Below are 21,567 nucleotides of genomic sequence, written 5' to 3'. Positions count from 1 at the left end.
ATGTTTTTGGATATATACGCTGTAAGGAGATGTATCAACAGATGGAAAATTTTATTTACTATAATCCAACGAAATTAATGTTTGGAAAAGGACAACTAGAAGGACTGAAAAGCGAACTCGCTCGTTATGGAAAACGAGTGTTACTTGTATATGGTGGCGGCAGCATTAAGAAAAATGGTCTATATGACAATGTGATTCGCGCATTAAATGAAGCAGAAGCTGAAGTATTTGAACTGTCAGGTGTTGAACCAAATCCGCGCCTCACTACGGTGAAAAAAGGAATCGACATCTGCCAAAATGAAAATATTGATTTCTTATTAGCTGTTGGCGGCGGCAGTGTGATTGACTGTACAAAAGCGATTGCAGCCGGTGCAGAATACGATGGAGATGTGTGGGACATTATCTCAAAGAAAACAACCGCTCAAAAGGCATTGCCGTTTGGCACAGTGCTGACACTTGCTGCAACTGGTTCAGAAATGAATCCAGACTCTGTCATCACAAACTGGGAAACAAATGAAAAATATGTGTGGGGCAGTTCCGTCACTCATCCTGCTTTTTCAATTTTAGACCCTGAGCACACGTATTCAGTGCCAGAAAACCAGACGGTGTACGGCATGGTCGATATGATGAGCCACGTTTTCGAGCAATACTTCCATAATGTCAAAAACACGCCTTTACAGGATCGGATGTGTTTTGCTGTTCTTCAAACAGTCATTGAGACAGCACCAAAACTACTGGAAGACTTACAAAACTATGAGCACCGTGAAACGATCCTTTACGCAGGAACGATTGCTTTAAATGGTACGCTGCAAATGGGTTACTTTGGCGACTGGGCTTCCCATACGATTGAGCATGCAGTATCGGCTGTCTATGACATTCCGCATGCAGGCGGTCTTGCAATTCTCTTCCCAAACTGGATGCGTCATACACTCGATCACAATGTGGAACGCTTTAAAAATCTTATGCTGAACATGTTTGACATCGAGACAGAAGGAAAATCTGATCGTGATATCGCATTAGAAGGAATCGACAAGCTGTCAGCCTTCTGGACAAGCCTCGGTGCACCAAGTCGTCTAGCGGATTATGACATTGGGGAAGATCAGCTGGACAAAATTGCCGACATTGCGGCGAAAGAAATGGAATACGGTGGTTTTGGTAACTTTATGAAACTTGGCCGTGATGACATTCTTTCTATTTTGAAAGCTTCTTTATAATCCTTTGTGCCGTTTCTCTCTATAGAGAAACGGCTTTTTGCTATGGGAGTGACGATCACTTGATTTCAATAGCTAGTTCCGCTAAAGTGAAAGGGACAGAACTAACGTAATGGAGGGCTTACAAGCGATGACACATATTCAATTTGACTACTCAAAAGCGTTACCTTTCTTTCAAGAGCATGAGCTTACATATTTAAAAGATTTTGTGAAGGTGGCCCATCATAATATTCATGAACAAACGGGTACAGGCAGTGATTATTTAGGCTGGGTGGACTTACCGAAGCAATATGATCGCGAAGAATTTGCCCGCATTAAAAAAAGTGCAGATAAAATTAAATCAGACTCTGATGTCTTGCTTGTTGTCGGAATCGGCGGTTCATATCTCGGCGCACGTGCGGCGATTGAATTTTTGAACCACTCTTTCTATAACACGCTGCCAAAAGGCAAACGCAAGACTCCGCAAATCATCTTTATTGGAAACAACATCAGTTCTTCTTATTTAACAGATGTGATGGATCTATTGGAAGATGCAGATTTCTCTATTAACGTCATTTCAAAATCTGGTACAACAACAGAGCCAGCGATTGCGTTCCGCATCTTTAAAAAGCTCCTTATTGAAAAATACGGTGCTGAAGAAGCGAAAAAACGTATTTATGCAACAACTGACAAAGCACGCGGTGCATTGAAAACATTAGCAACAGAAGAAGGCTACGAATCATTTATCATCCCTGATGATGTAGGTGGACGCTATTCAGTGTTAACAGCAGTAGGTCTATTACCAATCGCTGTGAGCGGTGCTGACATTGATCAGATGATGGAGGGTGCGGCAAAAGCAAGCGAAGACTTCGCTTCATCTGAGCTTTCTGAAAATGCGGCATACCAATATGCTGTTGTTCGTAATGTCCTTTACAATAAAGGCAGAACGATTGAAATGCTGATTAACTATGAGCCTGGGCTACAATACTTTGCTGAATGGTGGAAACAATTATTCGGTGAAAGTGAAGGGAAAGATGAAAAAGGAATTTATCCTTCCTCTGCGAACTTCTCAACAGATCTTCATTCACTTGGTCAATATGTCCAAGAAGGAAGAAGAGACTTGTTTGAAACAATCGTGAATGTAGACAAGCCTCGTCATGAACTTGTCATTGAAGCAGAAGAACAAGACCTTGATGGCTTGAACTATCTAGCAGGAAAAACGGTTGATTTCGTTAATAAAAAAGCATTTGAAGGAACGATGCTTGCTCATACAGATGGAAAAGTACCGAATCTGATCGTCACAATTCCTGAGATGGATGCTTATACTTTCGGATATCTCGTTTACTTCTTTGAGAAAGCATGCGCGATGTCTGGATATCTACTAGGCGTCAATCCATTTGACCAACCTGGCGTAGAAGCTTATAAAGTGAATATGTTTGCTTTATTAGGAAAACCAGGCTTCGAAGAGAAAAAAGCCGAGCTTGAAAGCCGTCTGAAACAATCGTAAGAATAATTGAGGCACACCTTGTTAAAAGGTGTGCCTTTTTTATTTTCTCACGGTTCCTGTGCAAGCCTCCTCATGTTCTGTACATAGAATAATGAGTAGAGGAGGGTGAAACATGAGAACGAATCATATTTATATTCACGATATTTCTGGCCAGGCAATCGTCAACTTTGGCAATGTCGGACGCATTTGTCCTATGAGTGCTACGAAGGAAACAGCAGGTTCCGGCAGTGCGAATGAGACAAATCAATCATCCAATCAAAGCTTATTGGATGCTACTTTTTCAAACAATGTACAAATCACAAAAGGTAGATGTATGAATTCCTCTCTTTAACGAAACCTATTAGACAAAAAGGAGGGTTTCGTATGATTCATGTACCATCCAGGCTGCCTGGTGAAAGCTTCTCACTTTACCATTTAGAAGAGACGATGAAGCCGCTCGGTTATGTGATTAATGGTAACTGGGATTACGATCATGGATACTTTGATTATAAAATTGATAATCGTGATGGCTATACTTTTCTCAGAGTTCCTTTTACAGCTGAAAAAGGCCAGCTCGATCAGCCAGGCGTTGTGGTGAAACTGGGAGATCCATTTCTCTTAAAGCATGTCTATCAAGATAAGTTAGATGATCATGCGATGGTTGGAAATGTTGGCGCATCCTTTAACCAATTCCAAGAACCAAAAGAGAAAGATGGAGATGTATCAAAAGCTTATACTGAAATTGGCTTTTCACTCGTCAAGGAATTAGAAGACGCACTGCTTTAAAGGCTGATCAGTTCATCCTCAGGATGAAGCTCATAATCAAAGGGAGGATTCAACATGGGTCCTTCTTTTTTTTGTATACCGACAACGATCACATGATGCTCTAAAAAGTGATGGAGCGCTGTTAAGAATGTTTCTCCGGTCAATGAAGCTGGAACTGGTATGATGGTGACCTGTTTATGCAAGGTCATATGACGTTTTTTCTGTAACGCTTTGAACTGTTCCTTTAAAAGAAAATGCTCGACCATTAAATGATTGACTGCATCAGAGGTATGAATGACTTGATTGGCGCCAGCACGCTCGGCATTTTTCACATATCGATCTGTTAAGATTTCAATTAAACAGTAGAGCGAGGGATTTAATCCTTTTGCTGCAAGTAATGTTAGAACACTCTGCATATCAGCTGTCACTTCATTCTCGTGCTGATCTGCGGTAATCATCAGTGCATCTGCACCTGAAATATTGGCTTTGCGAAGTGTGCCATCCTCGGTGCCGTGTCCTTTAATAAAATGAACATTCTCTAGAAGAGGTCCTTCCTTCAAGGAGTCATCAATCAGCACAATCGGCATAGCTGGGTCAATCATTTGAAATGACTGAAGCAGTTTGTTCGTTTTCTCATTCCAGCCGATAATGATGAGATGTCCCTTCCCCTTAAAAGCAACCTTTCCTTCTACATAATGGTGCTGCTTGCTGAACACAGCGGCGGCAAGCGTAGCAAAATAAGCTGTGACAAAGCTTGCGCCGATAAAAATTAGAGCCATACCCGCGACTTGTCCTGGCATGGTTTGCGGCACAAAATCACCATAGCCCACTGTAGATACTGTAATGACTGCCCACCAGATTCCATCAAAGATTGTATGATACTGCTTCGGTTCGAGAAAAACGATTAATTGTCCGAAAAAAAGAAGTAAGAAACAAATGATGACGACAATTCGAAGATAAAGTGGCCACCTTAGCCAAGCGATAAAGATACGGTTTGATTTCATCGGACTCTTCCTTTCAGGAGACTGCTATTGTCAGTATGCCCGATTGAGGAACATTTTTTCATCTTCGTCATGTAGTTCCCATATCTTAAAATAAGAGAGAAGAAGGAGGGAATGCGAATGTCGTTCGTTCAAAAGACCGTACTTCTTTTTATCGGTGCTCATTTTTTATCATCAGCGGTGATCTTACTTGTGTTTGACTTAAATGCGGTGAATCATTTTATGAATGATTTTTCATGGCTGCACTTTTTTCAAGATTTATACGGAACGGTCACCTTTTATACAGCATGCTTAGGTGTATTCTTCTTTTTCATTGGCACGGTGATCCCACTTAAAAAGACCTAGTGCTTTTTTCTGTACACCTTACATAAAAGTCATTAAAATTGTAAATAAATATATAAAATAAAAAGGAAGCTGATGAGCATGCTGTTTTTTTATTTTTTAACTTTTGCCGCATTGGGATTATCATTTTGGGCACAATTTAAAGTAAAGAATAATTTTGAAAAGTATTCAAAGGTTGAAGCATCTAGTATGAAAACAGGTGCGGAAACCGCTCGACATATTTTAGATCGCAACGGGTTATACGACGTGCCTGTTGAACCGGTAAGAGGAACTTTGACTGATCATTACGACCCGACGCAGCGTGTGGTTCGCTTATCTGAACCTGTGTACTACGGCCATTCCATTTCGGCCATTTCAGTCGCATCACACGAGGTTGGACATGCCTTGCAGCATCAGGAGTCCTATGGTGCGCTTGTCTTGAGACATAAGATCTTTCCTGTCGTGAACTTTGCATCTGGTGTTGCCCCGCTTCTTTTCCTTGGTGGAATCTTACTTGGCAGCCTTAACTTAATCGGGCTTGGGATCATTTTGTTCTCAGCGGCTGTGTTCTTTCAGCTTGTGACATTGCCTGTCGAGTTTAATGCAAGTTCTCGTGCGAAAGATATCATTGTTTCAGAAGGAATCATTAGAAGCAGTGAAGAAAGAGGCGTGAACAAGGTGTTAAATGCGGCAGCTCTTACGTACGTCGCAGCTGCCCTTGTCTCCTTGTTTGAATTGCTCCGTTTTGTAATGATCTTCCTAAATGGCCGTAATGATTAATTGATGCCAGAGGAGGTGAGCCCTTACCGTTGTTAGGTAAGGGTTTTTTTGTATATTTTAAACGTATTTTTAGTCATATTACTCATTGCTGCGACAGCATTTTTTGTTGTCACTGAATTTGCGATTGTGAAAATTAGAGGCTCTAAAATCAATCAGCTGATTGAAAGCGGTGATAAGAGAGCCATTCACGTACAAAAGCTCATATCAAATCTCGACGAATATTTATCTGCGTGTCAGCTCGGCATTACCATCACGGCTTTAGGCTTAGGGTGGCTGGGCGAGCCGACGGTCGAGCATTTTCTGCATCCGCTGTTTGAGGAGTTGGGGCTTCATTCCGCATTAACCGACATCCTATCGTTTATCATCGCATTTGTGATCATTACGTTTTTACATGTCGTTGTGGGAGAACTAGCGCCTAAAACGATTGCCATTCAAAAGGCAGAAGCAGTCAGCCTTGTGACAGCAAAGCCACTCATCTTTTTCTATAGAGTCATGTACCCGTTTATTAAAGCATTAAATGGGGCGGCACGAGGCATTGTGAAATTATTCGGTTTTCATTCTGTTAAAGAACATGAAGTGGCGATCAGTGAGGAAGAATTGCGCCTTATTTTATCTGAAAGCTATGAGAAGGGCGAGATTAACCAATCTGAGTACAAGTATGTGAATAAAATTTTTGAATTTGATAACCGAGTGGCGAGAGAGATTATGATCCCTCGTACAGAAATTTCAGCGATAGAGATTGAACAGACACTTGATGATGTGACGCATTATATGCTAAACGAAAGATACACACGTTACCCCGTCATAAAAGAAGATAAAGATCATGTGATTGGTGTCATCAATAGCAAAGATGTGTTTAAGGCGAGTTTCCTCAATCAAGATGTGACGATTGAAGACTTAATGCGTCCAGTCATTCGGGTGATTGAAAGTACACCTGTTCAAGAATTGCTCATTTTGATGCAAAAGGAACGAATTCATATGTCCGTGCTCGTAGACGAATATGGAGGAACAGCCGGGCTTGTCACAGTAGAGGACATCTTAGAGGAAATCGTGGGCGAAATTCGTGATGAATATGATCAGGATGAAACACCTCATATCGTCAAAAAAGGTGACTTCCACTATGTCATGGATGGAAAAGCCTTGATTGATGAAGTGAATGATTTATTGGATTTAGCGATAGATAATGATGATGTTGATACAATTGCTGGCTGGATGATGACACATAAATTTGATATTGAAATTGGCGATACGATTGAAGCAGAAGGCTGTGAATTTACCATCATAGATGCGGAAGACCATCATATTCGGACCATTGAAATCAAAAAGATCCACTTTTCCTAAAAACCTCGTAACTCTTGACGAGGTTTTTTTACTTGGTAAACTTTAGGTGAGATAATGCCGTCTACTTATCAACAGTGATTGACTTCACATAAAAAGGGTATGGTTTATAGAAATGAAAAAAGGAGCCGCTCATATGAAAAAAATCAATATTCAAACAAATAGACGCGATGAGATGATCGACGTGACCAGCGAGGTTCATCAATATGTCAAGGAAACAGGTAGTCAAAACGGAAGCGTCATCGTTTACTGTCCCCATACGACAGCAGGGATAACCATTAATGAAAATGCGGACCCAGATGTGAAACGAGATATGCTCCGGAGGCTTGACGAAGTCTTTCCGTGGGAACATCCGAAGGACCGCCATATGGAAGGAAATACAGCCGCCCATATGAAAGCGAGCTATATGGGTGCCTCGCAGCATGTTCTCATCCACCATGGTGATCTTGTCCTTGGCACATGGCAGGGAATTTATTTCTGTGAATTTGACGGGCCGAGACATCGCCATTTTTATATACAGGTGTCATCAAACGAGTAAGAGGTGGGGGAAATAAATGGGGGATATCACGAAATTACTGCAAATCAAATATGGGATCATCCAAGCACCAATGGCAGGAGGAGCCGTGACACCGCAGCTGGTAGCCGCTGTTTCGCAATGCGGGGGACTTGGCAGTTTGGCAAGTGGATATGTGCAGCCTGACCATTTGAGGCAGCAAATCAAACAAGTCAAACAGCTGACCACTCGCCAATTCCAGGTCAATGTATTTGTACCAGAGTCAATTTCTGAAGTCAAAAAAGAGGATGTTGCATTTTGGGAGAAGAAACTGCCAGCAAGATCAGCAGCTGATAGCCTGCCGAGCGAAAAGGAATTGTGGCATGATTTTGAACAGAAAATCAACATTCTATTGGAAGAAGACGTACCGATTGTTTCCTTTACCTTCTCTTGTCCAAATGAAAAAACGATACATCGCTTAAAACAAAAGGGGATCTTTTTAATCGGAACCGCCACAACAAAAGAGGAAGCATTGCTTTTAGAGGAAAAAGGGATGGATGCCATTGTTCTGCAAGGAAGTGAAGCAGGAGGTCACCGAGGCACCTTTTTACCTGCAAAAGGAGATGCTCTTGTGGGATTATTTAGCCTGATCTCTGACGTCAAGCCGATCTGTCATGTACCATTGATCGCCGCAGGCGGGATTACAGATCGAGCAGGTGTGGAAGCCGCTCTAGCGCTTGGAGCAGATGCGGTTCAAGTTGGCACACGATTTTTAGCCAGTCAGGAAAGTGCTGCGGCAGACGTATATAAAAAGGCAATTTTACATGCAGAAACCAGTGAAACAAAGATCACGAGGCTTTTTTCAGGGAAAAGAGCAAGAGGTATTGTGAATCAGTGGATGGAGCAAGAAAGACAAAATGAAGATAGGGTTCTTCCTTATCCGGTTCAGCATGTATGGACGACACCAATGCGAAAAGCAGCCGCTGCGGCGGGAAATCCTGATCAAATGGCCCTTTGGGCAGGACAGGGCGTTGGCCGTATTCACTCGATTTTAACCGTTGAGGAGATCATGCATGAACTGACGCACATATAAAATCATGTTGGGTGGTGTGAAAGGGTGGACATTTTAAGACATTCATACCGAAAAAAAGGACAAATTGAATTTTGGTTTGATGAATTTCCGCACTCTCCTGCCGTCCTTACGCCCATTCGTCATTACTACTTTGTTCGTTATGTAAAATGGAGCCGGCACGACCCGCCGGTCACAAGAAAAGATTTAGAAAAAATGGAGATCCTTGCGAACACGATGCTTGGCACACTGCAAGATTATCGTAAGCGCAAGGCATACAAAAGCCCCTTGTCATAACCACTAGACAAGAGGCCTTTTTTAGCTGCCAAACATTTGCCTGAGATAAATCACATCCATCCGGGTGGTCTGTGGCAATAGATAAGCAGATTGAACAGCACCTGGCCGCCTTCTCTTATTCAATTTATCGATAATTTCTGCCGCTGTTAAAATCCCAAGTCCATGTCCGTAATATTGATCTTCTCCTAAGTAAATCACATTTTCCCCGCGCCACTGTGACTGCTGATAGCTAAACTCTGGATTCTCGAAATATAAGCAATCCCCATAAATAAAATCATTCCCTCGCTCTGTATAAATCGACAATGTATCATAATGCCAATCATACAGGGTGAGACTGCGAAGCCTTCGGTTAAACTTCTCGTCTCCTACCGTTTGCAAGACGCCCATATAAAAGACGATGACAATGGCGGTGGCACATTCAAATGCATATTGTGAGCCATTTTCAAAAATGTCTTTAATGCCCCTAGATGGTTCGACTTGATAGCGTAGCTCTAATGCTCCTGCTTCAGATACGCGCCAAAAGGCTTCATTAGCACGAGACCTTTGAAAAATGGCAAATGAGGCACCACTTTTATTCAAATCTCTTGCAGCATTCATAATATTTGATCTCAATGTGACTTCAAATAACAAATCAGATGCTTGCCTGTAGCGGAATGTATCATTTGAGGCTTGTAACTGCATCAAAATGATCCGCTTTTGTCCTTCTAGCTGAAATGAAGCGAGTTGCTCATTTGTCATTGGCTGTCCTGAAAGGATAATCATATGAAAAGCGCCCCCTTTTGTATTAGCGTATGCAAGGTGCTTGGGCAAGGAATCAATTTGTGGAAATAAACAAAAAGGCATCCTTTTTATTTGAAAAACATGAAAATAATATGAACCTGTCCGATATATAACATATCGTTTAAAAGGAGGAAAAACATGAAAAATGCACTAAAATGGTTGAAAAAACCATCGATTTCTAAGAGACTGATTATTTCATTCACTCTCGTTCTTGTCTTGCCAATTATTACACTCAGTACGATTTCATATCAGATTGCCAAAGAAGAATTAGATCATGAAATCATGTACGGAGCAAACACAAGAGTCAATGAACTGAATGACATGATCCAGCAAAAGCTTGTGAATAAGGAAAATGCAGTAAAACTCTTTACTGAAACATCCTCTGCTGCAGACTTTAAGAAAAACAATCAGGATGAACTGTATGAGCATTTCGAGATATACAGTAAAATCAATGATGAAGATGTGGTTGGGTTTTATGCAGCGAGTAAAAAGCGTGATTTCATTCAGTTTCCTAAAGTAGACATGCCAAAAGGCTATGATCCAACAACGCGCGATTGGTATCAACTAGCTATGCAGGATGACAGTGGTAAGCCAGTCGTTACCAATCCATACATCTCTGCTACAACAAACGGCATGGTTGTCACGATTGCCCAGCGTCTGAAGGACGGATCGGGAGCGATTGGAATTGATATTGATGTGCAAGACATTGTCGATAAAATAAAAGAGATTAAAATTGGACGTCAAGGATATCCAATTATTGCAAATAAAAACAAACAAATTGTGGCTCATCCAGAAGAAAAATCAGGATCTAAGGTCACTGAAAATATTTCATCTATCCTTTACAGCGGAAAAGAAGGAACGTCAACTTATGAGAATAAAGGAGAACAAAAGCGTCTCGTTTTTGTGACAAATGATTTAACAGGTTGGAAAATTGCTGGAACGATGTTTGTATCAGAAACAGAAGAAGCAGCACAGCCAGTTTGGAATTCTGCCATTATTCTTTTAATTTCTTCTTTTATCCTTGGCGGTATTGCGATCTTCTTTATCGTTCGCTCCATTACAATTGGACTTCGAAAACTTGTTGATTTCTCAGAAAAGGTGAGCGAAGGTGATTTAACAGAAACCCTTGAAACCAAATCGAAGGATGAAATTGGAGATCTCACAAGAAGCTTTAGCAAAATGAGTGAATCCCTTCGTGACGTCATACGAGCGGTACAGCAATCTGTCGACAATGTGGCTTCTGCTTCCGAGGAGCTGACGGCTAGTGCCAGCCAAACAAGTCAAGCAACCGAGCATATCACAATGTCAATTGAACAATTTTCAAATGGAAATGACGCACAAAACGAGAAAGTCGAATCTAGTACGAATCAGCTTGTGGCAATGAATGAAGGATTACAAGGCATGTCACAAACGTCATCAGAAGTGGCTTCTGTCTCACTTCAATCGACAGAGGCAGCTGGTCAAGGCGGCCGAATTGTTGAAAGCACAGCGAGCCAAATGAAACATATAGATACATCTGTACAAGAAGCAGAACAAGTCATGAAGCAATTAGAATTTAAGTCTAAAGATATTACGAGTATTTTAAACGTCATTAACGGCATTGCAGATCAAACGAATCTTCTTGCGTTAAATGCAGCGATCGAAGCAGCAAGAGCAGGAGAATCAGGACGCGGCTTCTCTGTCGTGGCAGAAGAAGTGAGAAAACTAGCTGTTCAATCGGCAGACTCAGCGAAAGAAATAGAAAAGCTCATTCAAGAAATTGTGTTAGAAATTGCTAAATCTCAAGATATGTTCAAAACGGTCAATCGAGAAGTACATGCAGGACTTGGTATGACAGAGGAAGCAAAAGAAAGCTTCCAGAACATATATGAGGCGGCAGAAGGAATGTCGAAAAAACTGACGCAATTAAACGATACAGCCATTGATCTATCGAGCGGTTCGAAGCTAGTTTCACAAGCTATGCAGGAGATGCGCCAAGTCTCTAGAGAAAGTGCGGCAAACATTCAAGACATTGCGGCTTCTGCTGAAGAGCAATTGGCCTCTATGGAAGAAATTTCATCTTCTTCCGTCACACTTGCTAACATGGCAGAGGAACTAAAAGAGCTCACAAGTCAATTCAAAATTGATTAAAAAATGATGAAAAAATACCCAGAATTGTCTGGGTATTTTTTTTATGTTTAAACAGCATGTCTAGCCTGTAAAATTAAACCTTTCATCCGATAATAACTTTAGAGAAGTAAAGGGGGAAAGAGAAAATGGGAAAAATGATCCAATGGTTAAAAAAACCATCCATTTCAAAAAAATTAATCATGGCTTTTTTGGTAGTCCTTATCCTGCCAACCACTGCACTGACAATTAGTGCATTTTTTACATCAAAGACAGAGCTAGACAAACAGATTATGGGCAGTGCAATGAGTCAAGTCAATGCATTTGATACTTTAATCAATGAGAATATAGGAAATAAAGCAGATGCTGTGGCTCTGTTTACAGATTCACTCAAAGCGTCTAATCTCCAAGAAAAAAATAGAAGTGCGACCATTAAAGAATTGCAGCAATTTGGAAAAATTAATGAAAAAGATGTTTCCGCTATCTATGCAGGCTCCGAAAAAGGATTGTTTATGCAATATCCTGTTCAAAAGATGCCTGATGGCTACGATCCAAGAGAGCGCCCATGGTATCAAGAAGCGCTCAAGGCAGAAAACGGCAAACAAGTCATCACAAAACCATATGTAGCAGCTTCTACAGGCAAGATGGTCATCACCATTACTCAAAAAATGAAAGATGGCTCAGGTGTTATTGGACTTGATATGGAAATTGACACCCTGATTCAAAAGTTAAAAGAAATCAAAATTGGGCAAAAAGGCTATGCCTTCATCATGGAGAAAGATAAAACAGTTTTAGCAGATCCGACCGAAAAGGCAGGAAGTCAGGTCAATGAGAATCTAGCAAAAATTATTTATCAAAACAAAGAAGGAAGCGGCAGCTATACACTCAAAGACATAGATAAAAAGGTTGCGTATGTGACCAACGAATTAACTGGCTGGAAAATTGGTGGAACGATGCTCGTATCAGAAGTAGAAGATGCAGCAAAGCCCGTGTTCCATACAGCCATTATTGTGTTCAGTGTGACACTTATCGTAGCAGGTACCCTCATCTTCTTTATCGTCCGCTCTATATCTAAAAGGTTATCCAACCTTGCACGCTTCTCGAAAAAAGTCAGCGAAGGTGATTTGCGCGATAAGCTTCAGATCCAATCAGATGACGAAATTGGCCAAGTTGGGAAAGGCTTTAATACAATGATTGACTCATTAAGAACCCTCATTGGTGCCGTCCAAACCTCAGTTGAAAATGTCGCTTCTTCCTCAGAAGAACTGACCGCTAGCGCAGGACAAACAAGTAAAGCAACAGAGCATATTACACTAGCCATTGAACAATTCTCAAATGGAAACGAAAGTCAAAATGACAAAGTCGAATCTAGCTCAGAAGAGTTAGATGAAATGAACCGTGGCCTTCAGCACATGAATGAGTCGGCTGAATCCATTACTGCTTCATCGATCAAATCAACAGATATCGCAGGGGAAGGCGGACAGCTTGTCGAAAAAACTGCTTCTCAAATGAATGTCATTGATCAATCCGTGAAAAAAGCAGAGAACGTCATCAGCGCTCTTGAAAGTAAATCAAAAGACATTACACAAATTCTAGGTGTCATCAATGGAATTGCCGATCAAACGAATCTACTTGCGCTAAATGCAGCAATTGAGGCAGCAAGAGCTGGGGAATCCGGCAGAGGCTTCTCCGTTGTAGCAGAAGAAGTAAGAAAACTAGCTGTTCAATCAGCCAATTCGGCGAAAGAAATCGAGAATTTGATTAAAGAAATCGTTCAAGACATTGATGTATCACAAGAAGTATTCACTGCGGTGAACCGAGAAGTTCAATCAGGCTTAAGCTTCACTGAACAAACAAGAGTCAGCTTCCACAATATTTTCGAAACGACAAAAGAAATTTCTGACAAGCTTCAAACAATGAATCAAACAGTTGTTCAGCTTTCAAATGGCTCTGCACATGTGTCAGAGGCTGTCCGTGAGATTGCAGACGTATCACGTGAAAGCTCGGCAAACATTCAAGACATTGCGGCTTCAGCGGAAGAACAGCTCGCCTCTATGGAAGAAATCAGCTCCTCCTCTGCTACACTTTCATCAATGGCAGAAGAATTGCGTGATTTGATCAGCAAATTTAAAGTCGAATAGACAGAATGAAAAAGAGCCCTTCAGCTAAAGGGCTCTTTTTCCATTGAGTAAATCAAAAGAAGTGGGTAAATTTACTTATTTTGATTAGATTTTGAACATTAAGTCTTGAAAAATAATTCATATTACCTAAGAATAGAAGGGGAAGACCACAAATCATAATTCAAAAGGAGTAGAGTCATGAAAAAAATCAACTTTTTTAAGCACTTTACAATGTCGAAGAAATTAATTACTGCATTCTTAGCGATTCTCCTAGTGCCAATTCTCGTATTGGCAGCATTTTCTTATGAAGTGGCATCCAAATCTCTCAATGATGAGATTATGTCTAGTGCTGCAAATGGTGTTCAGCAATTAAACGAACTGATTAATAAAGATGTACAGCCTAAAATTGATATCGTTTCTTATTTGTCCAAATCAGTGAAAAAGAGCGAATTGACTTCTAAAAACAAGGATTTACTTAAGGTCAAATTAGAGCAATTATCGGAAACCGACGAAGAGATTGTGGAAGTATTCATTGCAGATCAAAATGGTAAACTAACCAAATATTCCGAGATTCATAAAGATAGTGCCGCGAGTGCAAAAAACGAACCTTGGTTTCAACAATTGTTGGGAGATAAGAAACTCATCATTTCAGATCCTTTTGTCGACAAGTCATCTGATGACCTGCTCATCACAATATCAGAACAGTTAGCAGATGGATCTGGTGTGATTGGGATCAACATGCGCCTGAACACGATCATAAAAGATGCAAACAGCATCAAGATTGGTAAAGAAGGCTATGCGTTTGTTGCGACTCCAGATCAGCATTATATTGCCCATAAAACAGACAAGCCTGGGGAGAAATTGACAGGTGATTTCATCACGAAGTTGTATGATAAAAAACAAGGCAGCTTCAAATATGAATACAATGGACAGCCTAAGCAAATGTTTTTTGACACAAATGAATCAACAGGTTGGAAGCTGGCTGGAACGATGTATGTTGGCGAAATTCAAGAAGCTGCACAGCCAGTACTCGACTTAACCATGATCATACTGGCAGTTACGATTGCCATAGGCGGAATCGCGATTTATTTTATTATTAAATCGATCCGAAAGCCACTGATAGCGCTCTCTGAATCGGCTGAGAAAATCAGTCAGGGTGATCTGACCCAGCATATTGAAGTTCGTACGCACGATGAAATCGGAAAGCTTGCGCAGAGCTTTAACGACATGTCAGCAAAACTGAAACAAGTCATTCAAGCTGTTCAAAATTCCATTGAAAATGTGGCTGCCTCTTCTGAAGAGTTAACAGCCAGTGCGGGACAGACCGCTCAAGCGACTGAGCATATTACATCGTCTATTGAACAGTTCTCAAACAGCAATGAACATCAAAATGATATGATTGAAAAAAGCTCAGTCCAGTTGAACGAAATGGATCGCAGCTTATCCCATATGGTCGATACGACCTCTCATATGATGGAATCGTCGATTGATTCGAGTAAAACGGCTCAGGCTGGTGGAGAACTTGTTCAAAAAACAGCAGGGCAAATGCAAACCATCGAGCAGGCAGTGAAAGAAGCAGAGCTTGTAATTCAAGGCTTAGAGCAGAAATCAAAGGATATAACGAACATTCTGGGGGTCATTAACGGCATTGCCGACCAGACCAATCTCCTAGCTTTAAATGCTGCGATAGAAGCCGCACGAGCAGGAGAAGCAGGTAGAGGTTTCTCTGTTGTTGCAGAAGAAGTTCGTAAGCTGGCAGAGCAATCAGGAAGCTCCTCAAAGGAAATTGAAAGCCTGACGAACGAGATTGTAGAGGAAATTGAAAAATCACAGAACATGTTTAAACAAGTAGCGGGTGAAGTACAATCTGGATTAAATATTACAGATGAAACGAAAATTAGCTTTGAGAAAATCACCGATAAAACATCAGAAATGACAGAACAAATGAAACAAATGAACGGAACGGCCAAAGAACTCTCGCATGGCTCAAATGATATTTCACATGCGGTGAATCAAATCAAAGAGCTTTCAAGAGAAAGCTCCGCAGGCTTCCAAGATATCGCAGCATCTGCAGAAGAACAGCTGGCATCTATGGAAGAAATCAGTTCCTCCTCTGCTACGTTATCTCAGATGGCAGAAGAGCTAAGAGAGCTCATTAAACAATTTAAAATATAAGAGTATAGAGAAGCACCTGACGTTTTGGCGTCAGGTGTTTTTTCCATTCAATACATATAATTTGGGTATTTTGGTCTTATTTAGACTTTAATAAGTTAAAAAAGTAAACAACCTAGTAGTACTTCCGATATATATACTATCTTACTAAAAGGAGTTTTCTTTTTTATGAAATTCATACAGTATTTCAGAAAGCCATCTATTTCAAAAAAGCTCGTACTCTCTTTCTTATTTATTCTTTTATGTCCAATCATTGTGTTGGCATTCTCTTCATATCATACGGCGAGTACTTCTTTAAATGATCAAATCATGCAAAGTGCAAAGGAAAATGTCGAACAGCTAGACAAAAATATTACGAAGGTTGTGAAAGTGAAAACAGACGCAGCCGATTTCTTTAGCAAATGGATCACGGAGAAAAAGCTTAAGCAAAAAGGCACAACAGATATTCAAGGGCGCTTTGAGCAGTTCATGAGTATGAATGATGACACAGAAGGTATTTTTGTCGCTTCAAGTGATGGCAAAGTGTTTTCGAGATATCCTAACAAAAAAATGCCTGCTGACTATGTCGCAACGGAGCGGGATTGGTATAAAGACGGCTGGGCGAAAAATGGAGAGCTGTCTGTTTCAGCACCCTATCCAACAGCTTCTACAGGTACGCTTGTGGTCACCATCTCTAAAAAGTTAGAGGACGGATCAGGAGTCATTGCAATGAACCTAGACATTGCGAATCTAGTAAAAGAATCAAATAGCATAAACATTGGGAAACAAGGCTATGCCTTTATCGGAAGTCCAGATCGCACCTTTGTGGCCCATCCTACGAAAAAAGCTGGAACAAAATTATCTGGTGAATGGCTAGAAAAGCTTTATTCACAAGATGAAGGTTCTATGAGTTATATGTTTGAAGGAAAAGAAAAGCAAATGGAATTCACCACAAACAAAGCGACGGGCTGGAAAATTGTCGGTACGATGTTTGTGACAGAAGTGGAAGAAGCTGCACAGCCAGTCTTTAACATGGCCGCTATCATTTTAGCTGGCGCGCTCATCATTGGTGGGATTCTAATCTTCTTGATTATCCGTTCCATTACAAAACCACTTTCTATACTTGTTTCTTCTTCAAAGAAGATCAGTGAGGGAGATTTAACAGAAAAAATTGATGTCCAGTCAAAAGATGAGATTGGACAGCTAGGCACAAGCTTTAATGAGATGAGTGAGTCATTAAGAGGTGTCATCCAAGCAGTACAAACATCTGTAGAAAATGTGGCTTCTTCATCTGAAGAACTGACGGCAAGCGCAGGTCAAACAACAAAAGCAACCGAACATATTACATCATCTATTGAAACTTTCTCAAACGGCAACGAAAATCAAAGCGAAATGGTGGAGCAAAGTGCGGCTCATTTAAAACAAATGAATGAAGGACTGAACGAAGTCGCAGAAACATCTGATGTCATCACAGCGTCATCGATTCAATCAAGAACAGTCGCCGAATCAGGCGGACAGCTTGTGGAGCAAACCGTTGGCCAGATGAAGACGATCGACCATTCAGTGAAAGAAGCTGAAGGGGTAATCAACGGACTAGAACATAAATCAAAAGACATCACAAACATCCTAGGCGTAATTAACGGCATTGCGGATCAAACCAATTTACTTGCACTCAATGCAGCCATTGAAGCAGCACGTGCAGGTGAGTCAGGCAGAGGATTCTCTGTTGTTGCAGAGGAAGTGCGAAAACTTGCAGTTCAATCATCAGATTCAGCAAAAGAGATTGAAAAGCTTGTGAAAGAAATCGTATCTGAAATCGAAACATCTCAAAATATGTTCAAATCAGTAAATGAAGAAGTGAAGAATGGTCTTTCCATTACAGATCAAACGAAAGAAAGCTTCTCACAAATTAATCAGCAAACAGCCGAAATCGCTACAAGAATTAATGACATGAATACAACAGTACGCGAGCTTTCAAAAGGATCTGAGCAAATTTCAAAAGCAGTGAATGAAATTGCAGATGTATCACGAGAAAGTTCAGCAAGCATCCAAGATATCGCTGCATCTGCTGAAGAGCAGCTTGCCTCTATGGAAGAGATTAGTTCTTCTTCTACGACTCTTTCCCAAATGGCGGAAGAATTACGTGATTTAATTAAAAAGTTCAAGATCAACGAATAAGATCAAGTGGTTCTCCTCAAGGGGAACCGCTTTTCTTTTTAAGCGATCATCTCGTACAATAGAGGAAATCGAAAGAATAGGAGAGATGTTATGCGTTTATCAGATAAGAAGGTCATTGCGTTAGTCAGTGATGATTTTGAAGATTTAGAGCTATGGTATCCGGTTCTGCGTTTAAGAGAAGAAGGGGCAACTGTGCACCTTGTAGGAGAAAAAGCAAATCATGAGTACATCGGGAAGTATGGTGTGCCGGCTGTATCTGATAAGGATTTTTATTCCATTCAAGCAGATGAATATGATGCCGTGCTTGTCCCAGGAGGTTGGGCGCCAGATAAATTGCGCCGTTATCCAGAAGTGTTAAATATCGTTCGTTCATTTGATGAAAAGGCGAAACCAATCGGGCAGATTTGCCATGCTGGCTGGGTGCTGATTTCAGCAGGAATCCTGCAAGGCAAAAAGGTGACAAGCACACCTGGTATTAAAGATGATATGACAAATGCTGGAGCAGACTGGTTTGATGAAGCAGTCGTCACAGATGGTCACATCATCTCGAGCAGACGTCCGCCAGATCTCCCTCCATATGTGAAAGCATTTGCGGATGTGTTAGCGGCAACATAATCAATGGTCTCAAAATAAAAAACAAAGGGCGAACTTGCACATCACGTTCGCCCTTTGTTCATCATTTCATGCCCCATTCATTTTATCTATCGGCAGGAAACCTCACGCCCATTTGTTTTCTCGCCTCATCCATGACAGACATGGTTTGAACAGATAAGGCAAATGTATTGACCGGAGACTGACTCATTCCTTGCTGAATACACTCAATAAAATGACAGATTTCATAATACATCGCTGGCTGATCATCTTTGAGAGAGATGTCGGTATGGTGTCCTTGCCGATCGTGGATCGTGATATGCGAAGGTCGGTGGAATTGATCAATCACCATTGTCGCATCCTCTCCTTGAATTTCCGCAGATAGATGAGATGTTGAAATTTTAGAATGAAGTAGGAGTGCTTGATGCCCGTCATATTGCATAAGGACAGAGCCGCTCCCATCTACACCAGAAGAAAGCTTGTAGCCTCTGGCAGTGATTTGATTCGGCAGACCAAATAAATAGATCACTGGGTAGACGAGATACACACCGATATCCATTAAAGAACCATTGGACAATTCAGGCTTAAAAGCATTTGGAATCTCGCCATTTCGATAGGCATCGTATCTTGAGGAATATTTACAGTAATGAGCAACCACTTGCCGAATGGGCCCGAGCTGATCAAGATGCTGTTTGATTTGAAGGAAGTTGGGCAAAAATGTCGTTTTCATCGCTTCCATCAAACACACTTGATGTTTTTTTGCTGTAGCAATCATCTCTTCCACTTCTTTTCGGTGTGAGGCAAATGGTTTTTCGCATAAAACATGCTTTTGATGCTCCATCATCAACATAGCCTGCTCCTTATGAAGGGCATTTGGGCTCGCAATATACACAGCATCAAACGTATCACTTTCTGCCATTTCATGTAAGTTCGTAAAAACTGTACCAATACCGTATTTTTCGGCAAATGCTTGGCCTTTTTCAGCGGACCGTGAATAGACGGCTGTACATGTAAAATCAGCTACTCCTTCACCGGCCTGTAAGAATCGATCTGTAATCCAGTTCGTTCCGATGACAGCAAATCGAATCATGTCGTTCCCTCCTTCTACTTTTCTCTGATTATACATCCTTTGAAAGCGTTTGTATGAAAGAACATTCTTTTTATTGAAAAGCGGATGAAACCTTTATATAGGCTGATGCGTCTTACATAAAGGATATAAATGTACGAAAAGTGGGTAGTTTCTTCCTTCGTTCGGGTAATACTCTGATAGAAGGGAGAGGAGGAAACGACCATGAAGCGCGTCCTACATATAGGAAGTACATACGTCTTTGCGCTTTTATTCATAGGAGCTGGTATTTTTCATGTCATAGAGCCGAGCGGCTTTGCTCTTATGATGCCAGGCTGGCCATTTCCATATGTAATGATCTATGCGACGGCATGCCTAGAATGGCTACTGGCTATCTTGCTGCTTTTGCCCAATGTCAGGATCGTAGCAGCAAAAACCATTGCTGTCTATCTTGTCCTCATTTTCCCTGCAAACTTATTTGCTGCGCGAGAGGGAATTCCATTTCCAGGTCAAGAAAGCACAGATCACCAAATCATGATCAGGTAGTGTACAATTTATTCATAAAATAGCCCGAGTTTGGAGGAACGATATGAATTCTATGCAAATGTGGAGCAGTCGATTTAGAAAATTTTTTCTTGATAACAAGTTTGTTCTCTTTTTACTCGTCCTGCTATTAATCGGATTGAATATCCTTGTTTTCATGAAAACATCCTTTATTTTCACACCGCTCATTGTACTCGTCAAAACCATTGCCTTACCGATTATTTTAACGGGGGTCGTGTATTATTTATTAAACCCGATTGTCAATTTGTTAGAGAGGTTTAGAGTGAAACGGATCTTTTCGATTTTGCTTTTATATATTGTCATTATTGGCATGATTACAGTAACGATTGTGTCTATTATTCCGTTTTTACAAGCGCAAATGATGAGTCTGTTTCATAACCTACCGAAATATGTTGATACGGTAGAAGATCAGATTAGACAACTAACGGGAAGCAACTTCATTACTCAAGCGCAAAAAAACATGAATTTTAACGTCTCTGAATTGGTAAGCAAAGCGTCAAGTCAAGCGACGAAAATTTTGGAAAGTACCTTTACAGGAGTGGGGACATTCTTAGGGGCGCTCACTGAAATCATCATCTCGATCGTGACCGTTCCGTTCATTCTGTTCTATTTATTAAAAGACGGTAAAAAATTACCTGACTATTTCCTAAAATTTATTCCGAATAAGTTTAGAGAACATACACATATCGTGCTTCACGAAATGAACCATCGCCTGAGCTCTTATATTCTTGGACAGATCATTGTCAGCTTCTGTATTGGTGTGCTTCTTTTAATCGGTTATCTGATTATTGGACTTGATTATGCGTTACTACTGGCCATCATTGCGGCATGTACAAGTGTAGTACCTTACCTTGGTCCGACGATTGCGATTACACCAGCAATTGTCATTGCACTTGTGACATCACCAGTGATGCTTTTAAAACTGATCATTGTCTGGACAGTGGTACAGCTCATTGAAGGGAAATTTATTTCACCTCAGGTCATGGGGAAAAACCTTCATATCCATCCGATCACAATTATCTTTGTTCTCTTAACAGCAGGTAAATTGTTTAGCGTAGTTGGCATCATTGTTGCGATTCCGACGTATGCCGTCCTGAAGGTCATCACGACCCACTTGTTTGATTGGTTCAAAATGCGATCAAATTTGTATAAAGAAGAAAAGGTTTAATGTCATAATCTTTTTTTGAAAAAAATATAGTATCATAAAGACGAGCTTTCGATGAAGGAAGCTTGTCTTTATGTGGACATAGATGGTTGACCTGTTCAAAAGA

At 40.8% G+C, this 21,567-nt stretch carries 20 protein-coding genes; 17 read left to right on the top strand and 3 right to left on the bottom strand.

Annotated features, from left to right (window positions below; all coding sequences use genetic code 11):
- Positions 1–41 precede the first annotated feature (41 nt).
- From MKX52_RS14190 to MKX52_RS14175, 4 genes are all read left to right on the top strand, one after another.
- Positions 42–1,214: an iron-containing alcohol dehydrogenase gene (locus MKX52_RS14190; protein WP_144498460.1), complete on the top strand. Its 1,173-nt coding sequence runs from the start codon at positions 42–44 to the stop codon at positions 1,212–1,214.
- 127 nt (positions 1,215–1,341) lie between these two features.
- The gene (locus MKX52_RS14185) at positions 1,342–2,697 is read left to right on the top strand and encodes a glucose-6-phosphate isomerase (protein WP_012011080.1); all 1,356 of its coding nucleotides are present in this window, start codon (positions 1,342–1,344) and stop codon (positions 2,695–2,697) included.
- A 112-nt stretch (positions 2,698–2,809) separates the two neighbouring features.
- On the top strand, positions 2,810–3,028 hold the full coding sequence (locus MKX52_RS14180) for a spore germination protein (protein ID WP_012011079.1): 219 nt from the start codon (positions 2,810–2,812) through the stop codon (positions 3,026–3,028).
- A gap of 32 nt (positions 3,029–3,060) precedes the next feature.
- Complete coding sequence (locus MKX52_RS14175) at positions 3,061–3,462, top strand: YugN-like family protein (protein ID WP_012011078.1); 402 nt, start codon at positions 3,061–3,063, stop codon at positions 3,460–3,462.
- Here the strand turns inward: MKX52_RS14175 and MKX52_RS14170 are convergent.
- Positions 3,459–4,445, bottom strand: a complete 987-nt coding sequence (locus MKX52_RS14170) for a potassium channel family protein (RefSeq protein WP_119125298.1) — start codon at positions 4,443–4,445, stop codon at positions 3,459–3,461. The genes MKX52_RS14175 and MKX52_RS14170 overlap by 4 nt on opposite strands.
- A gap of 117 nt (positions 4,446–4,562) precedes the next feature.
- Here MKX52_RS14170 and MKX52_RS14165 point away from each other — a divergent pair, with 117 nt between their 5' ends.
- The 6 genes from MKX52_RS14165 (at position 4,563) to MKX52_RS14140 (ending at position 8,740) form a co-directional block, all read left to right on the top strand.
- Positions 4,563–4,787 carry a hypothetical protein gene (locus MKX52_RS14165; protein WP_012011076.1) on the top strand — a complete coding sequence of 75 codons (225 nt, stop codon included), beginning with the start codon at positions 4,563–4,565 and terminating at the stop codon, positions 4,785–4,787.
- Between the two features lie 81 nt (positions 4,788–4,868).
- The gene (locus tag MKX52_RS14160; RefSeq protein ID WP_041816317.1) at positions 4,869–5,543 is read left to right on the top strand and encodes a zinc metallopeptidase; all 675 of its coding nucleotides are present in this window, start codon (positions 4,869–4,871) and stop codon (positions 5,541–5,543) included.
- 48 nt (positions 5,544–5,591) lie between these two features.
- Positions 5,592–6,884 carry a hemolysin family protein gene (locus tag MKX52_RS14155; protein ID WP_012011074.1) on the top strand — a complete coding sequence of 431 codons (1,293 nt, stop codon included), beginning with the start codon at positions 5,592–5,594 and terminating at the stop codon, positions 6,882–6,884.
- Between the two features lie 133 nt (positions 6,885–7,017).
- Positions 7,018–7,419 carry a secondary thiamine-phosphate synthase enzyme YjbQ gene (locus MKX52_RS14150; RefSeq protein ID WP_012011073.1) on the top strand — a complete coding sequence of 134 codons (402 nt, stop codon included), beginning with the start codon at positions 7,018–7,020 and terminating at the stop codon, positions 7,417–7,419.
- Positions 7,420–7,435: 16 nt separating this feature from the next.
- Positions 7,436–8,467 (top strand): nitronate monooxygenase, encoded by a 1,032-nt coding sequence (locus MKX52_RS14145; RefSeq protein ID WP_342490900.1) that lies wholly within the window; start codon positions 7,436–7,438, stop codon positions 8,465–8,467.
- A 24-nt stretch (positions 8,468–8,491) separates the two neighbouring features.
- A complete protein-coding gene (locus tag MKX52_RS14140; RefSeq protein ID WP_012011071.1) occupies positions 8,492–8,740 on the top strand; it encodes a hypothetical protein in 249 nt (82 codons plus the stop codon).
- Between the two features lie 21 nt (positions 8,741–8,761).
- Here MKX52_RS14140 and MKX52_RS14135 read toward each other — a convergent pair whose 3' ends face one another.
- On the bottom strand, positions 8,762–9,502 hold the full coding sequence (locus MKX52_RS14135) for a protein-glutamine gamma-glutamyltransferase (protein ID WP_342490899.1): 741 nt from the start codon (positions 9,500–9,502) through the stop codon (positions 8,762–8,764).
- Positions 9,503–9,658: 156 nt separating this feature from the next.
- Between MKX52_RS14135 and MKX52_RS14130 the strand changes: the two genes are divergently transcribed.
- The 5 genes from MKX52_RS14130 to MKX52_RS14110 all read left to right on the top strand — a co-directional run bounded on the left by MKX52_RS14130 (position 9,659) and on the right by MKX52_RS14110 (position 18,690).
- Positions 9,659–11,650 (top strand): methyl-accepting chemotaxis protein, encoded by a 1,992-nt coding sequence (locus MKX52_RS14130; protein WP_216887723.1) that lies wholly within the window; start codon positions 9,659–9,661, stop codon positions 11,648–11,650.
- 125 nt (positions 11,651–11,775) lie between these two features.
- The gene (locus MKX52_RS14125; RefSeq protein WP_342490898.1) at positions 11,776–13,767 is read left to right on the top strand and encodes a methyl-accepting chemotaxis protein; all 1,992 of its coding nucleotides are present in this window, start codon (positions 11,776–11,778) and stop codon (positions 13,765–13,767) included.
- Between the two features lie 177 nt (positions 13,768–13,944).
- Positions 13,945–15,921 carry a methyl-accepting chemotaxis protein gene (locus tag MKX52_RS14120; RefSeq protein ID WP_342490897.1) on the top strand — a complete coding sequence of 659 codons (1,977 nt, stop codon included), beginning with the start codon at positions 13,945–13,947 and terminating at the stop codon, positions 15,919–15,921.
- Positions 15,922–16,086: 165 nt separating this feature from the next.
- Positions 16,087–18,075 carry a methyl-accepting chemotaxis protein gene (locus tag MKX52_RS14115; RefSeq protein WP_342490896.1) on the top strand — a complete coding sequence of 663 codons (1,989 nt, stop codon included), beginning with the start codon at positions 16,087–16,089 and terminating at the stop codon, positions 18,073–18,075.
- Positions 18,076–18,165: 90 nt separating this feature from the next.
- The gene (locus tag MKX52_RS14110; protein WP_012011064.1) at positions 18,166–18,690 is read left to right on the top strand and encodes a type 1 glutamine amidotransferase domain-containing protein; all 525 of its coding nucleotides are present in this window, start codon (positions 18,166–18,168) and stop codon (positions 18,688–18,690) included.
- 82 nt (positions 18,691–18,772) lie between these two features.
- Here MKX52_RS14110 and MKX52_RS14105 read toward each other — a convergent pair whose 3' ends face one another.
- Positions 18,773–19,756, bottom strand: coding sequence for a Gfo/Idh/MocA family oxidoreductase (locus tag MKX52_RS14105; protein WP_342490895.1), 984 nt, complete (start codon positions 19,754–19,756; stop codon positions 18,773–18,775).
- Positions 19,757–19,957: 201 nt separating this feature from the next.
- Here MKX52_RS14105 and MKX52_RS14100 point away from each other — a divergent pair, with 201 nt between their 5' ends.
- Positions 19,958–20,278, top strand: a complete 321-nt coding sequence (locus MKX52_RS14100) for a hypothetical protein (protein ID WP_342490894.1) — start codon at positions 19,958–19,960, stop codon at positions 20,276–20,278.
- A gap of 43 nt (positions 20,279–20,321) precedes the next feature.
- A complete protein-coding gene (locus MKX52_RS14095) occupies positions 20,322–21,464 on the top strand; it encodes an AI-2E family transporter (protein ID WP_012011061.1) in 1,143 nt (380 codons plus the stop codon).
- The last annotated feature ends 103 nt before the right edge of the window (positions 21,465–21,567 follow it).

Origin of the sequence: Bacillus sp. FSL R5-0422 (assembly GCF_038610765.1) — a bacterium.
In the GTDB taxonomy this organism is placed as follows: Bacteria; Bacillota; Bacilli; order Bacillales; family Bacillaceae; genus Bacillus; species Bacillus pumilus_O.
The sequence above is the reverse complement of the archived record's forward strand: the minus strand, read 5'-3'. Positions and strand labels throughout refer to the sequence as shown.

What these genes read in the sequence shown, in the direction of transcription:
- MKX52_RS14190 (WP_144498460.1), top strand. Translation starts at nt 42, where the DNA reads ATGGAAAATTTTATTTACTATAATCCAACGAAATTAATGTTTGGAAAA.
- MKX52_RS14185 (WP_012011080.1), top strand. Translation starts at nt 1,342, where the DNA reads ATGACACATATTCAATTTGACTACTCAAAAGCGTTACCTTTCTTTCAA.
- MKX52_RS14180 (WP_012011079.1), top strand. Translation starts at nt 2,810, where the DNA reads ATGAGAACGAATCATATTTATATTCACGATATTTCTGGCCAGGCAATC.
- MKX52_RS14175 (WP_012011078.1), top strand. Translation starts at nt 3,061, where the DNA reads ATGATTCATGTACCATCCAGGCTGCCTGGTGAAAGCTTCTCACTTTAC.
- MKX52_RS14170 (WP_119125298.1), bottom strand. Translation starts at nt 4,445, where the DNA reads ATGAAATCAAACCGTATCTTTATCGCTTGGCTAAGGTGGCCACTTTAT.
- MKX52_RS14165 (WP_012011076.1), top strand. Translation starts at nt 4,563, where the DNA reads ATGTCGTTCGTTCAAAAGACCGTACTTCTTTTTATCGGTGCTCATTTT.
- MKX52_RS14150 (WP_012011073.1), top strand. Translation starts at nt 7,018, where the DNA reads ATGAAAAAAATCAATATTCAAACAAATAGACGCGATGAGATGATCGAC.
- MKX52_RS14145 (WP_342490900.1), top strand. Translation starts at nt 7,436, where the DNA reads ATGGGGGATATCACGAAATTACTGCAAATCAAATATGGGATCATCCAA.
- MKX52_RS14135 (WP_342490899.1), bottom strand. Translation starts at nt 9,502, where the DNA reads ATGATTATCCTTTCAGGACAGCCAATGACAAATGAGCAACTCGCTTCA.
- MKX52_RS14130 (WP_216887723.1), top strand. Translation starts at nt 9,659, where the DNA reads ATGAAAAATGCACTAAAATGGTTGAAAAAACCATCGATTTCTAAGAGA.
- MKX52_RS14125 (WP_342490898.1), top strand. Translation starts at nt 11,776, where the DNA reads ATGGGAAAAATGATCCAATGGTTAAAAAAACCATCCATTTCAAAAAAA.
- MKX52_RS14120 (WP_342490897.1), top strand. Translation starts at nt 13,945, where the DNA reads ATGAAAAAAATCAACTTTTTTAAGCACTTTACAATGTCGAAGAAATTA.
- MKX52_RS14115 (WP_342490896.1), top strand. Translation starts at nt 16,087, where the DNA reads ATGAAATTCATACAGTATTTCAGAAAGCCATCTATTTCAAAAAAGCTC.
- MKX52_RS14110 (WP_012011064.1), top strand. Translation starts at nt 18,166, where the DNA reads ATGCGTTTATCAGATAAGAAGGTCATTGCGTTAGTCAGTGATGATTTT.
- MKX52_RS14105 (WP_342490895.1), bottom strand. Translation starts at nt 19,756, where the DNA reads ATGATTCGATTTGCTGTCATCGGAACGAACTGGATTACAGATCGATTC.
- MKX52_RS14100 (WP_342490894.1), top strand. Translation starts at nt 19,958, where the DNA reads ATGAAGCGCGTCCTACATATAGGAAGTACATACGTCTTTGCGCTTTTA.
- MKX52_RS14095 (WP_012011061.1), top strand. Translation starts at nt 20,322, where the DNA reads ATGAATTCTATGCAAATGTGGAGCAGTCGATTTAGAAAATTTTTTCTT.